The sequence below is a fragment of the Phenylobacterium sp. GW821-FHT12F10 genome, assembly GCF_058806695.1.
Map to the genome: position 1 here is coordinate 296578 of NZ_JBXAPY010000002.1, position 15469 is coordinate 312046.

A 15469-nucleotide genomic window follows, 5' to 3' on the forward strand; every position below is an offset into this window, starting at 1 on the left:
CCTAGTTTGAGGTTGATCGCGGCGCTTTCAAGTCTCGACCCCAGAAGTTCTGCGTTGAACCCGGCCCCCGCGGGTTTATCTGGTCTTCAAGACCATCACGGGAGAGAGACCATGACCATCAAAGTCGGCGACAAACTGCCCAGCGCCAACCTCGTCGCCGGGACCGCCGAAGGCCCCAAGCCCATGACCACCGACGAGATCTTCGGCGGCAAGAAGGTCGCCTTCTTCGCCGTCCCCGGCGCCTTCACCCCCACCTGCTCGGCCAAGCACGTGCCCGGCTTCAAGGAGCTGGCCGACCAGATCAAGGGCAAGGGCGTCGACTCCATCGTCTGCCTGTCGGTGAACGACGCCTTCGTCATGAAGGCCTGGGGCGAGAACCAGGGCGTCATGGACACCATGCTGATGATGGCCGACCCGGCCGGCGACTTCACCAAGGCCGTGGGCCTGGACATGGACGCCAGCAAGTTCGGCCTGGGCCTGCGCTCGCAGCGCTATTCCATGATCGTCGATGACGGCGTGGTGAAGGAGCTGAACGTCGAGGCCCCCGGCGAATTCAAGGTTTCGGCGGCCGACTACCTGCTGGCCCAGCTCTAGAACGATTTCGGGAACGGCCGGCTCAGGAACTTCGAGCCGGCCAGACCGTAGCGCCAGGGGGTCTGCACCCCCTTGGTGAGGCCGATGCGCGGTCCCACGGCGATCTCCCACTCTCGCATCGAGGGCTCCAGGTCGAAGGGCGGAGCGTCCAGCCGCGCGCCGTCATGTTCGCGGGTGACGCCCAGCGCCTGGCATAGGCGTCCCGGGCCGGAGCAAAGCAGGTGCAGAGGTTCCACGCCCCGCCGCTCGCGCATGAGATCGATCCCCGCCATGGGCTCCAGGGCGCGGATCAGGACCGCGCTGCCGGGTTCCTCCCCGCAGACCAGGTTCAGGCACCAGTGCAGGCCGTAGGAGCGATAGACATAGGCGTGGCCGATGGGGCCGAACATCGCGGCGTTGCGCGCCGTGGGTCCGGTGAAGGCGTGGGAGGCCGGGTCCTCGTGGTGGTAGGCCTCGGTCTCCACGATACGTCCGCCGACCCCGTCCACGGTCAGGACCATGCCGATCAGGTCGCGGGCCACCGCCGCCGGGTGGCGGGCGAACAGCTTGACGTCCCGGCCGCTTGGGTTCGAACTGTGGGGAAGAAAAGAAGCCGTCATCAGGGAAGAACGCCATGCCTTATGTCGAGGGCCAGACCATCCATGACGCCGACAGCCACGTCATGGAGCTTCCGGGCGCCATAATCCCCTATGTGGAGGCCCGCCACCGCGAAGCCTTCGCGGAGAAGACCGCCAAGAAGAACACCCTGGTCGAATGGTCGGCCAAGGCCCAGGCCCTGCACGACGATCCGGAGTTCCGCGCGGGGGACGAGGCCAACCTGCTCCTGCGCAAGAACTTCCAGGCGTTGGGGGCGTTCCGCAACACCGACCGGCCCAAGGCGCTGGATATGCTGGGCTTCGCCAGCCAACTGGTCTTCACCACCGCGGCGCTCGGCAACTACGGCCTGGAGGAGATGGGGGAGGTCGAGCTCGCCGTCGCCGGGGCGCGGGCCCACAACCGCATGATGACCGACTTCTGCTCGGTGGACCGCCGCCTGCTGGCCACCGGCTATGTCACCCTGGTGGATCTCGACCGGGCGGCCGACATCGCCCGCGAGGCCATCGAGATGGGGTGCAAGGGGCTGATCATCCCCTCGCGCCATCCGCCGCACCATTCGCCGAGCCATGCGGGCCTCGACCCGCTGTGGGCCGTGGCCCAGGAGGCCGGCGTGCCGATCCTGTTCCACGTCGGCGGCGAGGAGAAGATGCACGAGGCCTATCTCGAGAACGGCGGCCCCCGCGTCCTGGACTTCCACGGCGGGGCGGAGAACTTCACCTCGCTCACCTTCATGGCGATCCCGCTGTCGGTCTGGCAGACCCTCTCGGCCCTGGTGATCGACGGGGTGTTCGACCGCTTCCCGCGCCTCAAGTTCGGGGCCATCGAGCTGGGGGCCTCCTGGCTGCCCAGCCTGATGCGGTTCATGGATTCGGGCGCCGCGGCCTTCGGCAAGGAGGAACGGCTGCAGAGGCTCTCAGCCAAGCCCAGCGAGATCCTGCGCCGTCAGCTCCGCGTGACCCCCTATCCGCACGAGGACACCGCGTGGATCATCGCCAATTCCGGGCCGGAGATGTGCCTGTTCTCGTCGGACTTTCCCCATGTGGAGGGCGGCCGCAATCCGCTGAAGCGGTTCAATGACGCGCTCGACGGCGCCTCGGACGCCGCCAAGCGGGCCTTCTACCGCGACAACTTCATCGACCTGATGGGCAAGGGGCTGGACCCCGCCCTGCACGATCATCCGGCCCTGATGGCGGCGGAGTAGTCAGGTCTTCGCCGCCGCCAGGATCGGGCCGCCGGGGCCGGCCTGGACCAGGATGGCGGTCTTCAGTCTGGGATCGGCGCCCGCCGGCAGACGGTAGGTGAGGACCTGGCCGCCATAGGCGCCAAGCCGAGTCAGCTCGCGCACCACGTTGCGGTGGGGCAGGGTCTTGCCGGTGTTCTCGCCGCGCTTGACCGGCACCTGGACGACGGCGGGGTCATAGCGCACCAGCCAGACGTCGGCCTTTGTCGTCTTGCCGGCCCCGATGGTCACCGTGCCGCCGGAGACGGAGAGCCGTGGGCCGCCGGCCAGGGGAACCCTGCGGGCCGCCCCCTCGATCTCGCCGAGCCGGGTCCCCACCACGTCGGCGCGGCCGTTGATCACCACCTGGGGCGTCCAGACCTGGGTGTGATGCAGGCCCCTGGCGTAGGCCCACTGGCGGTCGGTGTAGGGCTTGCTGGCGAAGGTGTCCTTCCAGCCGAGCTGGTCCCAGTAAGTGACCCCGAAGGAGAGGGCGAGCACGTCGGGGCGGTCGGCGACCCTGGCCAGGTTGGCGTTGGCCGGCGGGCAGGACGAGCAGCCCTGGCTGGTGAACAGCTCCACCACGGTGAGCGGCCGGGCGGGCTGGGCCTGGGCGGGGAGGGCGGCGGCCAGGCCGAGGGCCAGGGCCAGGATGTGGCTCGATCGCACGGATGGTGCTCCATTGCGCGCCCGTCCGGCGCGGTCCTCGACAGGTTCGCCGCGCCCTGGCGTTCGGTTACAGCTCGGCTCAATGTAACGAAAACCTCCGTCGCCGCGTACCTGAGGCAGACACGTGGACCAGACCGAAGCGCGACTGCGGGCCTTGATGCTCGCCGGCCTGGCCGGCGACGCCGCGGCGCATCGCGCCCTGCTGGGGGAGCTCGGACGGCTCCTGCGCCGGTACTATGCGCGGCGGCTGGGCTTCGGGACGCCGGAGGCCGAAGACCTCGTCCAGGAAACCTTGATCGCCGTGCACACCCGACGCGCCACCTATGATCCGCAGCAGCCCTTCACCGCCTGGGCCTACGCCATCGCGCGCTACAAGATGATCGACCACCTGCGGCGGGCCAAGGTTCGGCCCTCCTCGCCTCTGGAGGAGGCCGACGGTCTGTTCACCGACGGCGGCGCCGAGGACCTGGTGGTCAAGCGCGACCTGGACCGGGTCCTGGCGGAGGTTTCGGTCCGCACCCAGGCCCTGATCCGCGATGTGAAGGTGGAGGGACTGTCGACCCGCGAGGCCGCCGAGAAGCACGGCCTGTCCGAGACGGCGGTGAAGGTCGCCGTCCACCGGGGCCTGAAGGCGCTCACCGCCCGGTTCGGAGGCGCCGATGAAAACCGATGAGCTGATCGATCGGCTGTCGGCCAATCTGGAGCCGGCCCCGCCCTGGTGGGTGACCCGCCGCGTCCTGATCGGCCTGTCCTGCGGAGCCTTCTTCTCGGCCCTGCTGATGGTGGTCTGGCTGGGGGTGCGGCCCGACCTGATGGACGCCATGACCGGGACGATGTTCTGGATGAAGTTCGCCTACACCCTGGCCTGCTCGGCGGTCCTGGCCGCGGCCCTGATCCGGGTGGCGAGGCCGGGCGGTTCGGTGCGCACCCTGGCCTGGGCGCTGGCCGCCCCCTTCGGCCTGGTGGGGCTGATGGCGGTGGTGCGGCTGGCCGGCGCCGACGCGGCTGCCCGGCAGGCGATGCTGATGGGGGATTCAGCCGAGGTCTGCCCCTGGCGCATCGTCATCCTCAGCCTGCCGATCCTGGCCGGCGCCGTCTGGGCCCTGCGCGGCCTGGCGCCCACCCGCCTGGTGCTGTCGGGCCTGGTGGCCGGGGGCTGCGCGGGGGCCATGGGCGCCTGGATCTACGCCTTCCACTGCAACGAGAGCGCCGCGGCCTTCATCGCCATCTGGTACACGGCGGGCATGGCGGCCGTGGCGATGCTGGGGGCGCTGGTGGGGCGGCGGCTGCTGCGCTGGTGATCACCGATTCTTGAACCGCCAACCTCACGAACGGCACGAACAAGCCCCCAGTGTCATCCCGCATGTAGGCCGCAGGCCGGAAGTGCGGGACCCATACTCACCGATCCCTCAGGCACGCCCCGCACATCTGGGTCCCGCACTTCCGCGGCTTCGCCGCTGCATGCGGGATGACACAGAGTGACTACCCCGCCAGCGCGTGGGCGCTGACGCTCTCATAGTCGGCCGCGCCCTCCATGACCCCTTCGGCCAGGCCCGGCGCCTGGGCCAGGACCTGGCTGGCATAGATGCGGGCGAGCGCCGCCTTGCTCATCCCCCAGTCGTCCGTGGCCCCGGCCAGGGCGAGGGCCTGCAGGCCCAGCATCCAGCCGCCCACCACGTCCCCGGCGAGCTTCAGATAGGGGGTGGCGCCCGACAGGGCCGTGGGGCCGCGGTTGGCCAGGATCCAGTCGGTGGCCCGCTCCAGGGCCGCGACGCCGGCGTCCAGGCGCGCGCCCACGCCCTCCAGGCCGGGGGAGCCCTTCAGCACCTGGGCGGTGGCGTGCATCTCGGCGGCCAGCGCGTCCATGACCCCGCCGTTCTCCATCGGCGCCTTGCGGCCCACCAGGTCGATGGCCTGGATGCCGTTGGTGCCTTCATAGATCGGGGCGATGCGGGCGTCGCGATAGTGCTGGGCCGCGCCGGTCTCCTCGATGAAGCCCATGCCGCCGTGGATCTGCACCCCCAGGGAGGCGACCTCCACGCCGATGTCGGTGGACCAAGCCTTGGCGATGGGGGTGAAGAGCTCGGCCCGGGCCTTGGCCACGGCGCGGGCGGCGGGATCGGTCGCCAGCCGGGCCACGTCGTTCAGCACGCCGGTCGACAGGCAGATGGCGCGAGCGGCCTCGATCTTGGCCTTCATCAGCATCAGGGAACGGCGCACGTCGGGGTGGCCGTAGATGACGCCGTCGGCGCTCCAGGCGGCGCGGCCCTGCTTGCGCTCCTGGGCGAAGGCCAGCGCCTGCTGGAAGGCCCGCTCGGCGATGGCCACGCCCTGGACGCCCACCTGCAGGCGGGCGGCGTTCATCATGATGAACATGTGGGCGATGCCGTTGTTGACCTCCCCCACCAGCTCGGCCTGGGCGCCCTCGAACAGCATGACGCAGGTGGGCGAGCCGTGGATGCCCAGCTTGTGCTCGATGGAGCCGGCGCGCAGGTGGTTGGGGTCGCCGAGATTTCCGTCATCGTCCACCAGCCGCTTGGTGGCAAGGAACAAGCTGATGCCCTTCACCCCCGGAGGCGCGTCGGGCAGCCGGGCCAGGACCAGGTGGCAGATGTTGTCGGCGGCGTCGTGGTCGCCCCAGGTGATGAAGATCTTCTGGCCGTGCAGACGGTAGCCGCCCTTGCCGTCGGGCTCGGCCCGGGTGGCGACGGCGGCGAGATCCGAGCCCGCCTGGGGTTCGGTGAGGTTCATGGTGCCGGTCCATTCGCCGCTGACCAGCCTGGGCAGGACCAGGCGCTTCTGGCGCTCGGTGCCATGCAGGGCGAGGGCCTCGATGGCGCCCTGGGTCAGCATGGGGCAGAGGCCGAACGCCATGTTGGCGGCATGCACCATCTCGAACACGGCAAGACCTAGGGCTCCGGTCAGACCCTGACCGCCATATTCCGGGTCCGACGACAGGGCGTTCCAGCCACCGGCCACGAACGCCTGATAGGCGGCGGCGAAGCCCGGCGCGGCGGTGACCTTGCCGTTGGCGTACTTGGCGCCCTGCGTGTCTCCGGCGCGGTTCAGGGGGGCGAGCTCGCTCTCCACGAAGGCGCCGGCGGCCTCCAGCACGGCCACGACCGTATCCTCGTCCAGGTCGGGGAAGGCCTGGGCCATCAGGGCCGAGTGGCCGACCGTCTTGAGGGCGAAGGCGAGGTCGCGTACCGGGGCGCGGAAGGACATGGGCGGCTCCTGAAGCTCTGGGCCGCTGTGTAGCTCCTGGCGTCCGGCGCGGCTACTTCTTGAAGGTCGCTCCGACGACGCCAGCGTCCGGCCCGTCGGGGCCCGCGGCGCGGCGGGACTTCTCGCCGGTGCGCTGGGTCCCCTTGTCCGAGACCAGGCCCTTGCGGTCGCCGAGGTCCTGGGCGGCGTTGGCCTCTCGGCCGGCGGTCTGCGGTGGCTTGTCCATGGCGTTCTCCAATCGACTCGCGAAAGGAAGGCGCCGGCGCGCGCACCGGTTCCCACCGGCGGCAGCCCCGGTCACGGCTTCGTGTGTCCCTCGCCGTCTTTCGGCCTCGCGAAAGCGCGACCATGTCGGTCTATGGCGCAGGCTCTGGAGGGCTCAGATGATCCGCACGGCACTTCTCGGACTGGGCCTCGCCCTTGGCCTGGCCACCACCGCCCTGGCCAATCCCGCCAGCCAGGATCCCGCCAAGGTCCCGGCCGGCGACTACGCCCTCGACAAGCGGCACGCCAGCCTGCTGGTGAAGGTCCCGCACATGGGGGGCTTCTCGAAGTTCACCATGCGCTTCGACCGCATCGACGGCGGCTTCACCTACGATCCGGCGACCTGGGGCGACACCAAGGTGACGATCACGGTCGATCCCACCTCGATCAACACCGGCCTGCCGGATTTCGACAAGACCATCGCCGGCCCCAGCTATTTCAACAGCGCCAAGTATCCGGCCATCACCTTCGTCTCCACCAAGGCCGAGGGCGTCGATGGCAAGGGGACGGTCAGCGGCGACCTCACCTTCCACGGGGTGACCAAGCCGGTGGTGCTGGACGTCACCTTCAACGGCGTCGGCCCCGGCATGCTGGGGACCGGCACGCGGATCGGCTTTTCCGGGACCACCCATCTCAAGCGTTCGGACTTCGGCGTCACCACCATGAGCCAGTTCGCCGGCGATGACCTCGACCTGCTGTTCGAGGTCGAGTTCGTGAAGAAGTAGGCCATGAGGCGCGACCGCTACACAGTCCCGGCCATCGTCCTGCACTGGCTGATCGCCGCGGCGATCCTGTTCCAGATGCAGCTGCCCTGGCGCTTCCACGACCTGAAGACGCCCGAAGCCTTCGCCCTGATCCAGCTGCACAAGTCGGTGGGGATCACCATCCTGGTCCTCAGCCTGGCCCGGCTCGGCTGGCGGATCGCCAACCCCCCGCCGCCGGAGCCCGCGACCCTGGCGGTCTGGGAGCTGTGGCTGTCGAGGGCCGTGCACTGGGGGCTCTACGCCCTGATGATCGGCATGCCGATCACCGGCTGGATCATGGTCTCCACCAGCAAGACCGGCATTCCGACGGTGCTCTGGGGTCTGATCCCCTGGCCCCACGTCCCGGGCCTGGCCGAACTGCCCACCGCCGGAAAGGCCGTCTGGAACGGCGCGGCCCACGAGACCCACGAAACCCTGGGGTGGGGATTCTACATCCTGATCGGCCTGCACGTGGCCGGCGCCCTGAAGCACCAGCTGTTCAGCCGCGACGAGCCTGTCCTGCATCGCATGGCGCCCGGCGCCCGGGCCGGCCGCTGGCTGGAGCCGCGCCTGCTGCTGATCGCGCTCGGCGTCGCCACGGCGATCGGCGGCGCCTGGCTGATCCATCCCCGGCCCCCGGCCTCGGCGCCCCTGCCGCCGCCGGCGGCCCAGGTGGCCGAGCCCGCGCCCGTCGCGCCGATGCCGACGCCGGCGCCCGTCGCGGAGGTCGCCGAGACCCCCACCGAGCCCTCGAAGTGGACCGTGTCCAAGGGTTCGGCCATCGGCTTCTCCAGCTCCTGGGGCGGCCAGGCGCTGGAGGGACGGTTCGACCAGTGGACGGCGGATATCGCCTTCTCCCCCGACGCCCTGGACCGCAGCCACGCCCGGGTGACCATCGATCTCGCCTCCGTCGCCACGGGCGATCCCCAGCGCGACGCGGCCCTGCCGGGCGCCGACTTCTTCGACGTGGCCACCCATCCCAAGGCGATCTTCACGGCCGATCGGTTCGAATCGGTTGGCGGCGACCGCTATGTCGCCCGAGGCAAGCTCAGCCTGCGGGGGGTCACCAAACCGGTGCGGTTGCCCTTCACCCTGAAGATCGACGGCGACAAGGCGCGCATGAGCGGTGTAACCAGCCTCGACCGGACCGCCTTCGGCGTGGGGCAGGGCGAGTGGCAGGCGACCGATCAGATTCCCGCACAGGTGAAGGTGAGCGTCCAGCTCACGGCGACCCGATAGAGACCGCCGTCGCGGCCCTGCGCGTTGGCGCGCTGGTCATCCTGCCCACCGAGACCGTCTATGGCCTGGGCGCCGACGCGGCCAACCCCACCGCCGTGGCCGCCATCTATGAGGCCAAGGGCCGTCCACGGTTCAATCCGCTGATCAGCCACGTGGCCGACCTGGCGACGGCCGAGCGCCTGGCGCTGTTCGACGACCGGGCGCGGGCGCTGGCGCGGGCCTTTTGGCCCGGGCCGTTGACGCTGGTCCTGCCCATCGCCTCCGACACGGTGGTCTGCGACCTGGCGCGGGCGGGGCTGGAGACCGTGGCGATCCGCGTGCCCGCCCACCCCCTGGCCCGGGAGCTGTTGGCCCGCTTCGGCGGCCCGGTCGTGGCGCCCTCGGCCAATCGCTCGGGGCGGCCCAGCCCGACCACCTTCGGCGACGCGATGGAGGAGACCGGCGACAAGGCCGCCGCCGCCCTCGACGGCGGGCCCTGCGCGGTGGGCCTGGAATCCACGGTGGTCGCCCTGCTGGACCAGCCGCGCCTGCTGCGGCCGGGCGCGGTGACGCGCGACCAGATCGAGGCCGTGATCGGGCCGCTGGCCGAAGCCGAGGACGACGCCAAGCGCTCGCCCGGCCGGCTGGCGCGGCACTATTCGCCCGAGGCCCCCGTCAGGCTGAACGCCGAGGCGCCGGCGCGGGGGGAAGCCTACCTGGCCTTCGGTCCGACTGACGTGACCGGCAATATCCTGAACCTCAGCGTGAGCGGCGACCTGCGCGAGGCCGCCGCCAATCTGTTCGCCTTCCTGCGCGCCGCCGACCGCACGAAGCCGGTCGCCATCGCTGTCGCCCCGATCCCGGCCGAGGGTCTGGGCGAGGCCATCAATGACCGCCTGAGCCGCGCCGCGGGCTTTGTCGGCTAGGGCCATCGGGAGTAGCTTAGTAACTATGACCATCTCCGTCCCCGCCGACGTCCTGTCCCGCCTGAAGGCCGTGCTCGGCGAGGGCGGGTGGAGCCAGGAGCCCGAGCGCCTGGCGCCCAAGCTGCTGGAATGGCGCGACCGCTGGAAGGGGACGACGCCGCTCCTGGCCCTGCCCAGGACCACCGCCGACGTCTCCGCGGTGGTGGGCATCTGCCATGAGGCGGGCGTGCCGATCACCACCCAGGGCGGCAACACCGGCCTGGTGGGCGGCCAGATTCCCCAGGGCGAGATCCTGCTCTCCACCGAGCGGCTGTCGCAGATCCGCGACGTGGACGCCTTCGATGACGTGATCGTGGCCGAGGCCGGGGTGACCCTGGCGGCCGTCCACGAGGCGGCCCTGCAGGTGCGCCGCCGGTTCCCCATGGGCCTGGCCTCGGAGGGCACGGCCACCATCGGCGGGATCGTGTCGACCAACGCCGGCGGCACGGCGGTGCTGCGCTACGGCAACACCCGGGACCTGGTGCTGGGCCTGGAGGCCGTGCTGCCCAATGGCGAGATCTGGAACGGCCTGAAGCGCCTGCGCAAGGACAACACCGGCTATGACCTGAAACAGCTGTTCATCGGCGGCGAAGGCACCCTGGGGGTCGTCACCGCCGCCAGCCTGAAGCTGTTCCCCATCCTGGCCAGCCGCGCCACGGCGGTGGCGGCGGTGGAGTCGCCGGAGGTGGCGATCCAGCTGCTGGTGCGGGCCAAGGAAGAGGCCGGGGGGGCGGTGGAGGCCTTCGAGCTGATGGGCCGGCGGGGCGTCGAGTTCGTGCTGAAGAATATCGCGGGCCAGCGCGATCCGCTGCACCAGGCCTATCCCTGGTACGTGCTGATCGAGATCGCCTCGGGCGAACCCGGCGCGGCGGAGTCGGCCATGGAGCGTCTGCTGGGCAAGGCCCTGGAGGACAGCCTGATCCTCGACGCCGCCATCGCCCAGAGCGAGGCCCAGGCCAAGGCCTTCTGGTCGGTGCGGGAGAACCAGTCGCCCGGCCAGAAGCCCGAGGGCGCGACCTGGAAACACGACATCTCAGTTCCCGTCAGCCAGGTGGCGAAGTTCATCGGCGAGGCGACGGCGGCCATGGAGGCCTTCGCCCCGGGCTGCCGGATCACCGCCTTCGGCCACGTGGGCGACGGCAACATCCACTACGACGTCATCCGTCCCGACGGCGGGGACGACGCGGCCCATTCGGCCAGGCGCAATGAGGGCTCGCGGATTGTCCACGATATCGCGGCCAGCATGGGCGGCTCGATCTCCGCCGAGCACGGCCTGGGCGCGATGAAGACCGAGGAGGCCCGGCGCTATAAGAGCCCGGTGGAGGTTGCGGCGCTCAGCGCGATCCGGCAAAGCCTGGACCCCAAGCGGATCATGAATCCCCGCGTCTTCTTCTGAGCCGCCATGCTGATTGTCCTGTCCCCCGCCAAGGCGATGAACTTCGCCGCGCCGGACAAGCCCCTGCCGATGACCACGCCGGAGATGGCCGACGACATCGCCCTGCTGTCGGAGACCACCCGCAAGCTGACCGTGGCCCAGGTGAAGCGCCTGATGAGCCTGTCGGACAACCTGGCCCAACTGAACCGCGAGCGGTTCCAGGCCTTCGATCCGGCCATGGAGGAGGGGCTGCAGGCGGCCTTCGCCTTCAACGGCGACGTCTATACCGGCTTCAAGGCCCGCGAACTGGACAGGAAGGCCCTGGCCTTCGCCCAGGACCACGTCCGCATCCTGTCGGGACTCTACGGCCTGCTTAGGCCCCTCGACGGCATCCAGCCCTACCGGCTGGAGATGGGCACGCGGCTGAAGACCAGGCGCGGCCCGAGCCTCTACGCCTTCTGGGGCGACAAGGTCGCCGAGGCGCTGAACGATCAGGCCAAGGGCCACAAGGACCCGACCCTGGTGAACTGCGCCAGCCAGGAATATTTCGGAGTCGTCGACCTGAAGGCGCTCAAGCTGCCGGTGGTCTCCCCCCGCTTCGTCGAGGAGAAGGACGGGCAGGCCAAGGTGATCAGCTTCTACGCCAAGAAGGCCCGCGGCCTGATGGCCCGCTACGCCGTCGACCACCGCATCGAAAAAGCCAGCGACCTGAAGGCCTTCGACAGCGAGGGCTACCGCTTCCAGCCCCAGGCCTCCAGCGAGACCGAGTGGGTCTTCTCCCGTCCGCAGCCGCCGCTGAACACCGCCTAGAGCTGTTCCCGTTTCGAATGGATCGAAACGGGGCTCTAGATTCTTGACTTGGTCGCTCTTCCTGATCGCCTGACTTGATCCAGGTCGAGCGGGAAGCGCTCTAGCCGAAGGTCGGACTGAAGCGGATGTTGTCGCGGGCCAGGCCGTCCATGACCACCTGGGCGCCGCCGCTCTTGATCATCCATTCCAGGCGGTGGTCGCGGTACTCCCGCTTGAACAGGCCCTGTTTCACCAGCTCCGCCACATTGGGCATGGCCGAGGCCGCCGCCGCGGCGCCGGCTTCCTGGGTGGTCTCGGCGACCGAGGGCCGGGCGTTGGCGCGGGCCAGCCAGTCGGCGAGTCTGCTCCCCTTTGCCGGCGGATTGCCGTGGCCCACCGAGCCGTTGAGATAGGGGACGACCGACAGGTCGCCCCAGCCGAAGCGCTCGCCGTTGAACCAGGGCCGGTCGGCCAGCTGGCCTTCCAGCCAGGCGAAGAAGCCGGCGGTCTGTTCGGCGGCCTTGGCGATCAGGGCCTGGGCCAGATCGCCCTCGGCGCGGCCGAACCAGTAGATCTCCGAGAGCCCCCAGTTGATGGCCTCGAAGTGGGTGTCCATCACCTCCTCCAGCATCCGCACCCGGGCGCGTTCGGCGGGGCTGGCCGGCAGCAGGGGCGGGGTCGGCCAGCGGTCCTCGATATATTCCAGGATGATGGTGGAATCGAAGACGGCCACCTCGCCGTCCACCAGGGCCGGCACCTCGGCGCGGGGGTTGGCCGCCAGGAAGTCGCCCTGGGCGCCGCCGGCGCCGAGGCCGCCCGGGGCCACGGCCTGGAAGGCCTGGCCCTTCTCGCGCAGGGCGATCTTGACCTTCTGGGCGTAGGGCGAGAGCGGATGGTCATAGAGGGTGAGCATGGCGGTCCTCCCGGGACGTCTCTGTCCCATCGGGAGCCCCCGCCGCCGGGGAAGTCAAATGGCTGGCCGCGGCTTGACGGACCGGGCGTCAACATCGCCTCTGTCGTCCCAATAATCGTCAGAAACGAGATCGGGAGCAGACGCCATGGCCTACAAACCCTTCGACCTGACCGGCAAGGTGGCCCTTGTCACCGGTGGCAATGGCGGCATCGGATTTGGCATGGTGGAGGCCATGGCCCAGGCCGGCGCCGACGTGGTGATCTGGGGCTCCAACGGGAAGAAGAACGCCGACGCCCAGGCCAAGCTCAAGGGCGCGGGCGTCCGGGTCCTGACCCAGGTGGTGGATGTGGCCGACGAAGAGGCGGTGAGGGCCGGCATGGCTGAGGCCGTGGCCAAGATGGGCCGCGTGGACACCGTGATCGCCAACGCGGGCATCGGCGGCGGCGCGTCCTCCTTCTCCGAGTTCCCCACCGAGACCTACCGCAAGGTGTTGTCGGTGAACCTGGACGGGGTGTTCTTCACCTTCCGCGAGGCCTGCAAGCACATGGTCGAGCGGGCGGGATCGGGCGATAAGGCCGGCGGCTCGCTGGTGGTGATCTCCTCCCTGTCGGCCCTCGACGGCGCGGCGCGCAACGAGGCGTACGCCGCCACCAAGGGGGCGGTGATCTCCATGATCCGCGCCATCGCCGTGGAGCACGCCCGCTATGGCGTGAGGGCCAACGCCATCCTGCCCGGCTGGATCGCCACCGACATGACGGCCGGCGCCCAGGGCAACGACAAGTTCAACGACGCGGTGATCAAGCGGGTGCCCATGCGCCGCTGGGGGCAGCCGGCGGACTTCGGCGGCATGGCGGTCTATCTGGCGTCGGACGCCTCGGCCTTCCACACCGGCGACAGCTTCCTGATCGACGGCGGCTACGGGATCTTCTGATCCGCTGACCTTGGGTCACGGTTTCCTTGCGGAGGCCGTGGCGCCATCCTGCCTGCAACGAGACTTCGGGAGAAAACGCCATGACCCTGCACACTCCGCTTTGCGACCTCCTGGGGGTCAAGCATCCGATCATGCTGGCCGGCATGGGGGGCGTCTCCTATGCCGAGCTGGTGGCCGCGGTCTCCAACGCCGGGGGCTATGGCGTGCTGGGCATGGCCGGGCGCACGCCCGACTTCATCCGCGACGAGATGCGCAAGGTCAAAAGCCTGACCGACAAGCCCTTCGGCGTCGACCTGCTGGCGGCTTCGCCCGAGAGCCTGACGGCCTCGGTGGAGATCATCATCGAGGAGGGCGCCTCCAGCTTCGTGGCCGGTCTGGGCGTCCCCATGCCGATCATGGAGAAGCTCAAGAAGGCCGGGCTGAAGGTCATGGTGGTCTGCGGGGCGGTGAAGCACGCGGTCAAGGCCGAGCAGGCCGGCTGCGACGCGGTCATCTGCCAGGGCGGCGAGGGCGGCGGCCATACCGGTCTCGTCGGCACCATGCCCCTGGTGGCCCAGGCGGTGGAAGCCGTGAAGATTCCGGTGGTGGCGGCGGGCGGCCTCTATGACGGACGCGGCCTGGCCGCGGCGCTCACCCTGGGCGCCGTCGGCGTCTGGATGGGCACCCGCTTCATCGCCAGCCACGAGGCGCATGCCGGCGAACTCTACCGCCAGACCATCGTCGAGGCGGCCGACGAGGACACCGTCCGCACGCGGTCCTATTCCGGCAAGCCGATGCGGGTGCGCAAGAACCCCTATGTCGAGGACTGGGAGACCCGTCCGCAGGACATCCAGCCCTTCCCCATGCAGGCGATGATCTCCACCCAGGCCGGCGTCATGGGCGGCATCGGCGGCCAGATCGAAGGCCTCGACCCCGACAAGTCCTGCTTCGCCATGGGCCAGTCGGCGGGGGGCATCCACGAGGTGCTGCCGGCCGCCCAGATCGTCGCCAACCTGGTCTCCGAGGCGGAAGCCGCCCTGGCCCGGGCCAGCAAGCTGGTGGTGAAGGTCACGGCGTAGTCACCTCCCTCCCCTTCATGGGGAGGGGCAGGCCGCGATAGCGGCTGGGTTGGGGCGTACCGGCAAGATCCCCCACCCGTCCGGCGTCCCGCCCCGTCCACCCTCCCCATGAAGGGGAGGGAGGCTCTCACATCAAGACGATCAGGGTGGAGGCGCGGTGTGTGCGGCGCCTCCACCCCTCGTGCGCCACCGAGCTGGGGGTCAGCCGCGGCGGCCTTGGCCGTCGTCCTCCGGGGAGGTCGGAACGACGGCCTATTCGCTAGGCCGCCAGCTTGGCGGCGGTCTGCGCGATCTTGCGGCCCTGGTAGCGGGCGCCTTCCAGTTCGTTCTCGCTGGGCTGCCGCGATCCGTCGCCGCCGGCGATGGTCGAGGCGCCATAGGGGCTGCCGCCCGTGACCTCGGAGAGGGTCATCTGGCCGGCGAAGCCGTAGTCCAGCCCCACCACCACCATGCCGAAGTGCAGCAGATTGGTGATCACCGAGAACAGGGTCATTTCCTGGCCGCCGTGCTGGGTGGCCGTGGAGGTGAAGGCGCCGCCCACCTTGCCGTTCAGGGCGCCCTTGGCCCACAGGCCGCCGGCCTGGTCGAGGAAGGACGCCATCTGCGAGTTCATGCGGCCGAACCGGGTGCCGACGCCCACGATGATGGCGTCATAGTCGGCCAGGTCCTCGATCCTGGCGATCGGAGCCTCTTGGTCGAGCTTGAAGTGGGCCGCCTTGGCGATCTCTTCGGGCACGGTCTCGGGGACGCGCTTGATGTCCACCGTGGCGCCGGTGGCGCGGGCGCCTTCGGCCACGGCCTTGGCCATGGCTTCGACGTGCCCGTAGGCGGAGTGATAGAGGACGAGGACCTTGGTCATGGGAGGGGTTCCGATCGGGGAGGGGAGGGCCGCCCCGGCTTTCACCGGGG

At 69.9% G+C, this 15469-nt stretch carries 17 protein-coding genes; 11 read left to right on the forward strand and 6 right to left on the reverse strand.

What is annotated here, in order from left to right; translation table 11 throughout:
• The first annotated feature begins 111 nt into the window (after positions 1 to 111).
• Positions 112 to 594 (forward strand): peroxiredoxin, encoded by a 483-nt coding sequence (locus AC1RN5_RS13795; RefSeq protein ID WP_493041727.1) that lies wholly within the window; start codon positions 112 to 114, stop codon positions 592 to 594.
• On the opposite strand, the gene AC1RN5_RS13800 is transcribed toward AC1RN5_RS13795, so the two are convergent.
• Positions 591 to 1193, reverse strand: coding sequence for a DNA-3-methyladenine glycosylase (locus AC1RN5_RS13800; protein WP_493041728.1), 603 nt, complete (start codon positions 1191 to 1193; stop codon positions 591 to 593). The two genes, AC1RN5_RS13795 and AC1RN5_RS13800, sit on opposite strands and share 4 nt — an antisense overlap.
• Positions 1194 to 1207: 14 nt before the next feature.
• Between AC1RN5_RS13800 and AC1RN5_RS13805 the strand changes: the two genes are divergently transcribed.
• A complete protein-coding gene (locus AC1RN5_RS13805; RefSeq protein WP_493041729.1) occupies positions 1208 to 2392 on the forward strand; it encodes an amidohydrolase family protein in 1185 nt (394 codons plus the stop codon).
• On the opposite strand, the gene AC1RN5_RS13810 is transcribed toward AC1RN5_RS13805, so the two are convergent.
• On the reverse strand, positions 2393 to 3079 hold the full coding sequence (locus AC1RN5_RS13810) for a DUF1223 domain-containing protein (RefSeq protein ID WP_493041730.1): 687 nt from the start codon (positions 3077 to 3079) through the stop codon (positions 2393 to 2395). It lies immediately after the preceding gene.
• 124 nt (positions 3080 to 3203) lie between these two features.
• On the opposite strand from AC1RN5_RS13810, the gene AC1RN5_RS13815 reads away from it, so the two are divergent.
• Positions 3204 to 3752: a sigma-70 family RNA polymerase sigma factor gene (locus tag AC1RN5_RS13815; protein ID WP_493041731.1), complete on the forward strand. Its 549-nt coding sequence runs from the start codon at positions 3204 to 3206 to the stop codon at positions 3750 to 3752.
• Positions 3739 to 4380, forward strand: a complete 642-nt coding sequence (locus AC1RN5_RS13820; protein ID WP_493041732.1) for an NrsF family protein — start codon at positions 3739 to 3741, stop codon at positions 4378 to 4380. Before AC1RN5_RS13815 ends, AC1RN5_RS13820 begins: the two co-directional genes overlap by 14 nt.
• Positions 4381 to 4561: 181 nt before the next feature.
• On the opposite strand, the gene AC1RN5_RS13825 is transcribed toward AC1RN5_RS13820, so the two are convergent.
• Positions 4562 to 6304, reverse strand: coding sequence for an acyl-CoA dehydrogenase family protein (locus AC1RN5_RS13825; protein WP_493041733.1), 1743 nt, complete (start codon positions 6302 to 6304; stop codon positions 4562 to 4564).
• 52 nt (positions 6305 to 6356) lie between these two features.
• Positions 6357 to 6530 (reverse strand): hypothetical protein, encoded by a 174-nt coding sequence (locus AC1RN5_RS13830; protein WP_493041734.1) that lies wholly within the window; start codon positions 6528 to 6530, stop codon positions 6357 to 6359.
• 157 nt (positions 6531 to 6687) lie between these two features.
• Here AC1RN5_RS13830 and AC1RN5_RS13835 point away from each other — a divergent pair, with 157 nt between their 5' ends.
• From AC1RN5_RS13835 to yaaA, 5 genes are read left to right on the forward strand one after another with little or no spacing between them, the layout of a single operon-like run.
• Complete coding sequence (locus AC1RN5_RS13835; protein WP_493041735.1) at positions 6688 to 7293, forward strand: YceI family protein; 606 nt, start codon at positions 6688 to 6690, stop codon at positions 7291 to 7293.
• Between the two features lie 3 nt (positions 7294 to 7296).
• Positions 7297 to 8550 (forward strand): YceI family protein, encoded by a 1254-nt coding sequence (locus AC1RN5_RS13840; RefSeq protein WP_493041736.1) that lies wholly within the window; start codon positions 7297 to 7299, stop codon positions 8548 to 8550.
• Between the two features lie 17 nt (positions 8551 to 8567).
• A complete protein-coding gene (locus tag AC1RN5_RS13845) occupies positions 8568 to 9455 on the forward strand; it encodes an L-threonylcarbamoyladenylate synthase (protein ID WP_493042139.1) in 888 nt (295 codons plus the stop codon).
• A 25-nt stretch (positions 9456 to 9480) separates the two neighbouring features.
• The gene (locus tag AC1RN5_RS13850) at positions 9481 to 10890 is read left to right on the forward strand and encodes an FAD-binding oxidoreductase (RefSeq protein WP_493041737.1); all 1410 of its coding nucleotides are present in this window, start codon (positions 9481 to 9483) and stop codon (positions 10888 to 10890) included.
• 6 nt (positions 10891 to 10896) lie between these two features.
• Positions 10897 to 11679 carry a peroxide stress protein YaaA gene (gene yaaA, locus AC1RN5_RS13855; RefSeq protein WP_493041738.1) on the forward strand — a complete coding sequence of 261 codons (783 nt, stop codon included), beginning with the start codon at positions 10897 to 10899 and terminating at the stop codon, positions 11677 to 11679.
• Between the two features lie 100 nt (positions 11680 to 11779).
• Here yaaA and AC1RN5_RS13860 read toward each other — a convergent pair whose 3' ends face one another.
• Complete coding sequence (locus tag AC1RN5_RS13860; RefSeq protein ID WP_493041739.1) at positions 11780 to 12571, reverse strand: glutathione S-transferase family protein; 792 nt, start codon at positions 12569 to 12571, stop codon at positions 11780 to 11782.
• A 145-nt stretch (positions 12572 to 12716) separates the two neighbouring features.
• On the opposite strand from AC1RN5_RS13860, the gene AC1RN5_RS13865 reads away from it, so the two are divergent.
• The gene (locus AC1RN5_RS13865) at positions 12717 to 13502 is read left to right on the forward strand and encodes an SDR family NAD(P)-dependent oxidoreductase (RefSeq protein WP_493041740.1); all 786 of its coding nucleotides are present in this window, start codon (positions 12717 to 12719) and stop codon (positions 13500 to 13502) included.
• Positions 13503 to 13582: 80 nt separating this feature from the next.
• The gene (locus tag AC1RN5_RS13870) at positions 13583 to 14560 is read left to right on the forward strand and encodes an NAD(P)H-dependent flavin oxidoreductase (RefSeq protein ID WP_493041741.1); all 978 of its coding nucleotides are present in this window, start codon (positions 13583 to 13585) and stop codon (positions 14558 to 14560) included.
• A gap of 259 nt (positions 14561 to 14819) precedes the next feature.
• Here AC1RN5_RS13870 and wrbA read toward each other — a convergent pair whose 3' ends face one another.
• Positions 14820 to 15419: an NAD(P)H:quinone oxidoreductase gene (wrbA, locus tag AC1RN5_RS13875; RefSeq protein ID WP_493041742.1), complete on the reverse strand. Its 600-nt coding sequence runs from the start codon at positions 15417 to 15419 to the stop codon at positions 14820 to 14822.
• Positions 15420 to 15469 lie beyond the last annotated feature (50 nt).